The organism is Streptomyces sp. NPDC060209, from assembly GCF_042728155.1.
Taxonomy (GTDB): domain Bacteria; phylum Actinomycetota; class Actinomycetes; order Streptomycetales; family Streptomycetaceae; genus Streptomyces.
This window is the reverse complement of record NZ_JBHWZS010000386.1, coordinates 1-7,239: the sequence shown is the minus strand read 5'-3', so window position 1 is coordinate 7,239 and position 7,239 is coordinate 1. Positions and strand designations below refer to the sequence as shown.

General features: G+C 70.9%; 9 protein-coding genes. 4 read left to right on the top strand and 5 right to left on the bottom strand.

Features of this window, described 5'->3' with window-relative positions:
- Positions 1-207 (top strand): hypothetical protein (locus ACFWFI_RS39025; protein ID WP_387400066.1); only part of this gene is annotated, 207 nt, incomplete at its 5' end.
- 7 nt (positions 208-214) lie between these two features.
- Here ACFWFI_RS39025 and ACFWFI_RS39020 read toward each other — a convergent pair.
- From ACFWFI_RS39020 to ACFWFI_RS39005, 4 genes are all read right to left on the bottom strand, one after another.
- On the bottom strand, positions 215-526 hold the full coding sequence (locus tag ACFWFI_RS39020) for a hypothetical protein (protein WP_387400063.1): 312 nt from the start codon (positions 524-526) through the stop codon (positions 215-217).
- Positions 523-1,512 (bottom strand): sigma-70 family RNA polymerase sigma factor, encoded by a 990-nt coding sequence (locus tag ACFWFI_RS39015; protein WP_387400060.1) that lies wholly within the window; start codon positions 1,510-1,512, stop codon positions 523-525. The genes ACFWFI_RS39020 and ACFWFI_RS39015 overlap by 4 nt, the downstream gene beginning before the upstream one ends.
- A 97-nt stretch (positions 1,513-1,609) precedes the next feature.
- Positions 1,610-2,326 carry a L,D-transpeptidase family protein gene (locus ACFWFI_RS39010; RefSeq protein WP_387400057.1) on the bottom strand — a complete coding sequence of 239 codons (717 nt, stop codon included), beginning with the start codon at positions 2,324-2,326 and terminating at the stop codon, positions 1,610-1,612.
- Between the two features lie 88 nt (positions 2,327-2,414).
- On the bottom strand, positions 2,415-3,722 hold the full coding sequence (locus ACFWFI_RS39005; RefSeq protein WP_387400054.1) for an MFS transporter: 1,308 nt from the start codon (positions 3,720-3,722) through the stop codon (positions 2,415-2,417).
- Between the two features lie 62 nt (positions 3,723-3,784).
- On the opposite strand from ACFWFI_RS39005, the gene ACFWFI_RS39000 reads away from it, so the two are divergent.
- Positions 3,785-4,738 carry a LysR family transcriptional regulator gene (locus tag ACFWFI_RS39000; protein ID WP_387400051.1) on the top strand — a complete coding sequence of 318 codons (954 nt, stop codon included), beginning with the start codon at positions 3,785-3,787 and terminating at the stop codon, positions 4,736-4,738.
- Between the two features lie 18 nt (positions 4,739-4,756).
- Here ACFWFI_RS39000 and ACFWFI_RS38995 read toward each other — a convergent pair whose 3' ends face one another.
- The gene (locus tag ACFWFI_RS38995; protein ID WP_387400048.1) at positions 4,757-5,509 is read right to left on the bottom strand and encodes an alpha/beta hydrolase; all 753 of its coding nucleotides are present in this window, start codon (positions 5,507-5,509) and stop codon (positions 4,757-4,759) included.
- A gap of 103 nt (positions 5,510-5,612) precedes the next feature.
- Here ACFWFI_RS38995 and ACFWFI_RS38990 point away from each other — a divergent pair, with 103 nt between their 5' ends.
- Both ACFWFI_RS38990 and ACFWFI_RS38985 read left to right on the top strand, forming a co-directional pair.
- Positions 5,613-6,767, top strand: coding sequence for an adenosine deaminase (locus ACFWFI_RS38990; protein WP_387400045.1), 1,155 nt, complete (start codon positions 5,613-5,615; stop codon positions 6,765-6,767).
- Positions 6,768-6,902: 135 nt separating this feature from the next.
- Positions 6,903-7,199, top strand: a complete 297-nt coding sequence (locus ACFWFI_RS38985) for a hypothetical protein (protein ID WP_387400042.1) — start codon at positions 6,903-6,905, stop codon at positions 7,197-7,199.
- Positions 7,200-7,239 lie beyond the last annotated feature (40 nt).

Sequence of the window (7,239 nt, the reverse complement as noted above, 5' to 3'; positions counted from 1 at the left end):
GTGGTCGCCGTGGTGGACTGCGACGTCGGCGGGGTCGTGCGCCCGGATCTGGCCCTCGTCGAGGCGATAGCGCGGCTGGGGCTCGTCGCGCGCCGGGCCGGGGGCGTCGAGCTGCGACTGCGTAACGTCCCGCCCGAACTCGGGGCGCTGCTCGATCTGGTGGGGATCGCCGATGTGGTGGAAAACGTCCGGTCCGCCCCGGATTGACCGGCCCTCAGCGGGCCACCGCGTGGTCGCGGACCTCGGCGTAGCTGCAGAGGACCTGCACCGAATACCCGTCCGCGTATCCGTCCGGCACCTCCTTCAGCAACTCCGCGGCGCTCGCCGAGGGGGCCGGTGTCGGCCTCGTGGTCGGGCACGAGCCCTCCGGCTGAGGCCCGGGCTCAGGATTGTCATCCGAAACCCGGGCGGCGGGGGCGGGGCCCGGGCCCGTCGTGGCGGAGGGCTCGCCCAGCCACAGCGTCGCCGCCCAGCCACCCACCGCCAGACACACCCAGCCCATCACCACGGGCCGTCCGATTCTCATGAGGCGTCGGCATCCAGGTGGTCCGGAAGCCCGAACAGCGGGAACCAGCGCGGGGTGTCCAGGAAGCAGTGCATCCCGGTGATCGCACCGTCCGAGATGTCGATGACCTGCACCGCCCAAGGGACGAAACCCGGTCCGTCCGGATTCGGCTTGTAGTGCGCGAAGGCCGGGGTTCCGTTGGCCTCGGTCGCCACCAGCCGGGAACCCGCACAGCCTGCGCCGATGCTGAGCATGAAGCCGGTGATGTCGTCGTGTCCCCGCAGCCAGAGATCGAACGGCGGCATGGTCATCACGGCGTCCTCATGGAGCAGCGCCGTCAGCGCCGCCATGTCGTACCCCTCGAACGCCGCCACATAGCGGTCCAGCAGCTTGCGCTGCTCGTCGTCCAGCGGGTTCGCGGTGTCCGGCGCCGTGCTGTCGGTGTCCGACAGCGTCGCCCGGGCCCGCTGGAGGGCGCTGTTGACCGAGGCGACCGTGGTGTCGAGCAGCTCGGCGACCTCGCTCGCCTTCCACGCCAGGACCTCGCGCAGGATCAGCACCGCCCGCTGCTTCGGCGGCAGATGCTGGAGAGCGGCCACGAACGCGAGGCGCACCGACTCACGGGCCACGGCGGCCTCCGCCGGGTCGGCCACCGAGGGCAGGATGCGGCCGTCCGGCATCGGCTCCAGCCAGGTGTTCTCCGGGAGAGGGTTCAGCGCGGCCTGGGCCAGCGGTGTCGGACCGGTCAGATCCACCGGCCTTGCCCTCTTGTTGCCCGCGTTCAGCATGTCCAGGCAGACGTTCGTGGCGATGCGGTAGAGCCAGGAGCGCAGCGAGGAACGGCCCTCGAACTTGTCGAAGTTGCGCCAGGCGCGCACCAGCGTGTCCTGGACCGCGTCCTCCGCCTCGAAGGCCGAGCCGAGCATCCGGTAGCAGTAGCCGGTCAGCTCGACCCGGTGTCCCTCCAGACGGCTGTCGACGTCCGCCGCCGCTGTCAGATCACTCATCGCTCCACCCCTGTTGCGCTGTGACACCGCTCACTCAGCACTGTGGAAGCTACCGCAGGGCACTGACAACCGGGGCGGGAAGCGTGGAAACCGCTGCTCAGGTGCCGGGCTTGCGCCCGTAGACGTAGACGTCGTCGCCGTTCTTCAACAGGTTCCAGTACGACTTCGCGTCCGCGGGGCGCATGTTGACGCAGCCCGCCGACCCCGGGTTGTTGTACATGGACTTGGTGACCGAGTGGAACGCCTGCCCGCCGTCGAAGAACTGGGCGTACGGCATGCGGACGTCGTAGAGCGTCGACCAGTGGTTGATGTTGCGCCAGTAGATCTTCTTGGCGCCGGTCCGCGTCTCGGCGCCGTTGCGGCCCGTGCGCACCGGCACCGGGCCGAACTTCAGCTTGGACCCGTCCTGGATCCAGCTCAGCTGCCTGGTCAGGTCCACGCAGGCGATGCGCCCCTTGTTCGTGGGGCACTTCTTCGCCTTGTTCGGGTTCTTGCCCGCCGCGTTCTGGGCGGTGATCGTCTTCATCGTGCGCCAGGTGACGGGCCCCGCGTAACCGATGGCGGGCGTGATGCCCTTCGCGACCTGGAACGAGCGGATCGCCTTGCAGTCCGCCGTCGACTGACGGCCGTCGGCGGTCCGCTTCAGGTACTTCTCGACCTGCTTCTGGTACGGCCCCTTCGCCGCCGTGCAGGACGCCGCCTGGGCGGCCGTCCCGGTGCCCAGGACCAGGGCCGGCGCGGCCACCAGTCCGGCGACGGACAGGACGGCACCGCGCCGCACCCGTACGCCGGATATCCTCCCCATGATTCTCATGTACGCCTGTTCCCCTTCGCGTTCGCCCAGCGGTATGTCTCCGCTTGTTGGACGTGCGTCGGGGAGCCGCGGTTGTGCCGGGAAGGTCTCAGTTGTGCACCGGTGCCGGGGACGCGGCGCGGAGCCGCTCGGTCCGGGCCGCCCGGGTCCCGAACAGGGTGATCGACAGGACACCGAGGACCGCGAGGACACCCAGCGCGACCGTGCCGGCCCAGCCGCCGGTGTGGAAGGCGACGGCACCGAGAGTGCCGCCCGCGCTCGACCCCAGGTAGTACGCGGACTGGTAGAGCGCCGACGCCTGGGCGCGGCCGGACGTCGCCGTCCGGCTCACCGAGGACGATGCGACCGCGTGCCCGGCGAAGAAGCCTGCCGTGATCAGGACGAGGCCGGCCAGGACGGTGGCCAGCTGGTCGGCCAGCGAGAGCAGCAGACCCGCAGCCGTCGTGGAGACGGCGAGGTAGAGCGCGCCCCGGCGGCCCAGCCGGGCGACCAGCCGGCCGGCGGCGGCGGAGGAGACCGTGCCGACGAGATAGACCAGGAAGATCGAGCCGACGATGCCCTGCGGGAGGCCGAAGGGCTCCTCGACGAGCCGGTAGCCGATCACGGTGTAGACCGCGCCGAACACCGTCATGAACAGCGCGCCGATGGCGTACAGCCGGCGCAGCAGCGGATTGGAGAGGTGACCGGTGACGGTCTTCGCCAGTGCCTTCGGGTTGAGCGAGGCGGGGCTGAAGTGCCGGGCCTTGGGGATCATGAAGTGGAAGACCACCGCGCAGGCCACGGCGAGCAGCCCGATGGCGCCGAGTGCCACCCTCCAGCCCCACAGCTGGGCGACCCAGCCGGCGAGGATGCGACCGCTCATACCGCCGATGCTGTTGCCCGCCACGAACAGTCCGATCGCGGCCACCAGTGCCTTGGGCCGCACCTCCTCGGCCAGGTAGGCCATCGCGGAGGCGGGCAGTCCGGCCAGCGCCGCGCCCTGGATCGCGCGCAGCGCGATCAGCCAGCCGAGCGACGGGGCGAAGGGGACGAGCAGCCCGATCACCACGGCGACCGCCAGGGAGGCCGTCATCATCTGGCGCCGCCCGAAGCGCTCGGAGAGGGCGCTCAACGGCAGGACACAGAGGGCCAGCGCACCCGTCGCCGCGGAGACCGTCCAGCTCGCCTGGCCGGCCGTCGCGCCGAAGGACGCGGACACGGCGGGCAGCAGGGCCTGCGTGGAGTACAGAAGGGCGAAGGTCGCGATCCCCGCAGCGAAGAGCGCGAAGCTCATCCGGCGGTAGCCGGGGCCGCCGGGCGTGAGGCGGTCCGGGACGGTCGGGGAGACGGCGGCGGGGGATGACGGAACGGCGGCGTCCAGCACGATGGTGGACGCCCCGGTACTGGCAGGAGGCATACAGCGAACGTAGACCGCGCAGTTTCATGCGTCCAATGCATGAAACCCTCATAATCGTTCCCATGGTGCATCAATACAGCTCACAGCCACGGCTGTCACCGAGCAGTTACGAAGAAGACATCCGAGCCGTACTCGCGCCACGCCTCGCGTACTTCGAGGCGGTGGCCCGCCACGAGCACGTCACCCGGGCCGCGCACGAGCTCGGTGTCCCGCAGTCGACGCTGTCCAGGGCCATGGTGAGGCTGGAACAGGACCTGGGCGTCGCGCTGTTCGCCCGCCGGGGCCGCACCGTCTCGCTCACCCCCGCGGGGCGCACGTTCCTCGGCTCCGCCGAACGCGCGCTGGCGGAGGTGGAGAAGGCCGCGGACTCGGTGCGCGCCGACGCCGACCCCACGGCGGGGAAGGTGGCCTTCGGCTTCCTGCACACCATGGGCTCCGAGACCGTGCCCGCCCTGATCCGCGCCTTCCGCGCCGACCACCCCCGGGTCCGCTTCCAGCTGGTCCAGAACTACGGCGAGGCGATGATCGACCGCCTGCGGGCGGGCGGCCTCGACCTCTGCCTCACCTCGCCAGTCCCCGACGCCCCGGATCTCGTCGCCATGCGCCTGGACGAGCAGCGGCTGCGCCTGGTCGTCCCCGACGACCACCGGCTGGCGGGCCGCCGGCGCATCCGCCTGGCCGAGGCCGCCGACGAAACGTTCGTCACCCTCGAACCCGGTTACGGGCTGCGGCGGATCACCGACGACCTCTGCGCCGAGGCCGGTTTCACCCCGCGGGTCGCGTTCGAGGGCGAGGAGGCGGAGACGCTGCGCGGTCTGGTCGCGGCCGGGCTCGGGGTGGCGCTGCTGCCGCCGCCCGCCGTCGCCCGGCCCGGCGTGGTCGAGCTGACGGTGACCGCGCCGCGCGCCGCCCGCGAGATCGGGGTCGCCTGGCTGGACGGCCACCCCGACACGCCGCCGGTGGCCGCCTTCAAACGCTTCCTGCTGTCGCGCCGGGGGAGCCTGCTGCCGGACTGATCCGGCGCGGACCACCCCTCAGTGCCTCAGCGACCGACCGAACCCCGCAGCGAGCGGCATCCGCAGCCCCAGCGGCGGTGGAGCGGCGAACGCGTCGGCGACCGGGCGGGCGTACGACCGGGCGAACAGCGAACCCCGTATGAAGTCCGAGGCCAGCGCCATCACTTCGGACCGGTGCTGGCGCAGCGCGTGTCCGTCCGAGTGGACCTCGAAGCGGCAGGTGTCCCGGTTGGCCTTCTTGGCCCGCTCGGCCAGCCGGTAGGAGAGCTCCGGATCCGTCCGTGCGTCGTTCGTGCCGTGCACGATCAGCACCCGGCGCCCCGCCAGCTGTTTCACCGGTTCGGGCTCCGGCCCCTCCGGCAGCCAGGGGGCCATCGCGAGCACGGAGTTGACGGCGGTGTGCCCGGCGCCGCGCAGGGCCGCCCGGCCTCCCATGCCGTGCCCGACGAGGCACAGGGGGATGTCGCCGTAGCGTCGCACCACCTCGTCGGCCGCCCAGTGGGCGTCGGCCGCCGGGTCCGCGCCGGCGTTCCAGCCCCTGGTGCGGTAGCGCACGACGTGCACCGCGAGCCCGTCCTCCTGGCCGGCGCGGGCCAGGGTCCGGGCGAACGGCAGCTGTGCCGCGTACGAAAAGGCGGAGGGACGGCGTCTGGAGTCGGTCTCGCCGTCCGGGAGCAGCAGGACCACGCCGCTGACCTCGGGTGCTGCTCCGGCCGTGAGTACGGCCCGTCCCAGCCTGGCGGCAGGCAGGGGAAGTGCGCGCTGTGCCATGACAGAACAGTGTCAGAAGGGCAGGTGTATTCCACCTGGCTTCGCGGTCACTGTTACGCATCGGCACCCAGCGCTCTACGCGCGTAGGCGCTAGAGTGCCCGGATGACGAGCCAGACCCTGAATGTCCCCGGTCCCGACCAGATCCGCCGCGCGCCCAAGGTGCTGCTCCACGACCATCTCGACGGTGGCCTGCGCCCCGGCACGATCATCGAGCTGGCTGTCGCGCAAGGCTACGACGCCTTGCCCGAGACCGAGCCCGACAAGCTCGGCATCTGGTTCCGCGAGGCGGCCGACTCCGGTTCCCTGGAGCGTTACCTGGAGACATTCGCCCACACCTGCGCCGTCATGCAGACCCGTGACGCGCTGTTCCGGGTGGCCGCGGAGTGCGCCGAGGACCTCGCCGAGGACGGTGTCGTCTACGCCGAGGTGCGGTACGCGCCCGAGCAGCACCTCACCGCGGGCCTGTCCCTCGAAGAGGTGGTCGAGGCGGTCAACGAGGGTTTCCGCGAGGGGGAGCGCCGTGCCCGCGCGAACGGCCACCGCATCCGCGTGGGCGCCCTCCTCACCGCGATGCGGCACGCCGCCCGCGCGCTGGAGATCGCCGAACTCGCCAACCGCTACCGCGACCTGGGCGTGGTGGGCTTCGATATCGCGGGCGCCGAGGCGGGCTACCCGCCCACCCGCCACCTGGACGCCTTCGAGTACCTCAAGCGCGAGAACAACCACTTCACCATCCACGCGGGCGAGGCCTTCGGCCTGCCGTCGATCTGGCAGGCCCTGCAGTGGTGCGGCGCGGACCGGCTCGGTCACGGCGTCCGCATCATCGACGACATCGAGATCGCCGAGGACGGCAGTGTGACGCTGGGCCGTCTCGCCTCCTACGTGCGTGACAAGCGGATCCCGCTGGAGCTCTGCCCGACCTCCAACCTCCAGACCGGAGCCGCGGCCTCGTACGCCGAGCACCCCATCGGGCTGCTGCGTAGGCTGCATTTCCGCGCCACCGTGAATACGGACAACAGGCTGATGAGCGGGACGAGCATGAGCGGGGAATTCGAGCGACTGACCGAGACATTCGGATACACGCTCGATGACATGCAGTGGTTCACAGTCAATGCGATGAAATCAGCGTTCATTCCTTTCGATGAACGTCTGGCGATGATCAACGACGTCGTAAAGCCCGGATATGCGGAGCTGAAGTCCGAGTGGCTCTTCCGGCAGACGGCTGTGACCAGTGGTTATTCGTCCGTCGCGGGCTGAGGCAAGCCAAAAGGGGAACGGTCGGGAGCATCGGATCCCGGTCGTTTTCCGGGTTCCGGCATGTTTGCGGGAGGGGTGCGGAGCTGACTACGTTGCAGAGCCGCTCACATCCCCTTCCCCAAGGATGAATTTCACATGAACCAGTCTGCTGTCAGGACCCTCGGTGTCGCCGCTCTCGGTGCCGCTTTCGCCGTCGCCGGCGCGGGCAGTGCCTCCGCCGTCGCCGTGCCCGTCGACGCCCTGGCCGCCACCCTCCCCGCCGGTGTCGCGCTCGACTCCGTCACGGACGCGCTGCCCGCCGTGCAGAAGGCCGCCGGCGGACTTCTCGACCAGCAGCAGCGCGGCGGTGGCAACCTCTCGGCGCCCGGCACCAACCTGCTCGGCGGCCTGCCTGCCGGCGGCCTGACCGGTGCCCTGCCGATCGGCGGCTGATCACCGCACACGCATGTGGGGCGCACACCCGGACCGGGTG

Coding starts and splice junctions, on each gene's coding strand:
- ACFWFI_RS39020 (WP_387400063.1), bottom strand. CDS start 526: ATGAGAATCGGACGGCCCGTGGTGATGGGCTGGGTGTGTCTGGCGGTG.
- ACFWFI_RS39015 (WP_387400060.1), bottom strand. CDS start 1,512: ATGAGTGATCTGACAGCGGCGGCGGACGTCGACAGCCGTCTGGAGGGA.
- ACFWFI_RS39010 (WP_387400057.1), bottom strand. CDS start 2,326: ATGAGAATCATGGGGAGGATATCCGGCGTACGGGTGCGGCGCGGTGCC.
- ACFWFI_RS39005 (WP_387400054.1), bottom strand. CDS start 3,722: ATGCCTCCTGCCAGTACCGGGGCGTCCACCATCGTGCTGGACGCCGCC.
- ACFWFI_RS39000 (WP_387400051.1), top strand. CDS start 3,785: ATGGTGCATCAATACAGCTCACAGCCACGGCTGTCACCGAGCAGTTAC.
- ACFWFI_RS38995 (WP_387400048.1), bottom strand. CDS start 5,509: ATGGCACAGCGCGCACTTCCCCTGCCTGCCGCCAGGCTGGGACGGGCC.
- ACFWFI_RS38990 (WP_387400045.1), top strand. CDS start 5,613: ATGACGAGCCAGACCCTGAATGTCCCCGGTCCCGACCAGATCCGCCGC.
- ACFWFI_RS38985 (WP_387400042.1), top strand. CDS start 6,903: ATGAACCAGTCTGCTGTCAGGACCCTCGGTGTCGCCGCTCTCGGTGCC.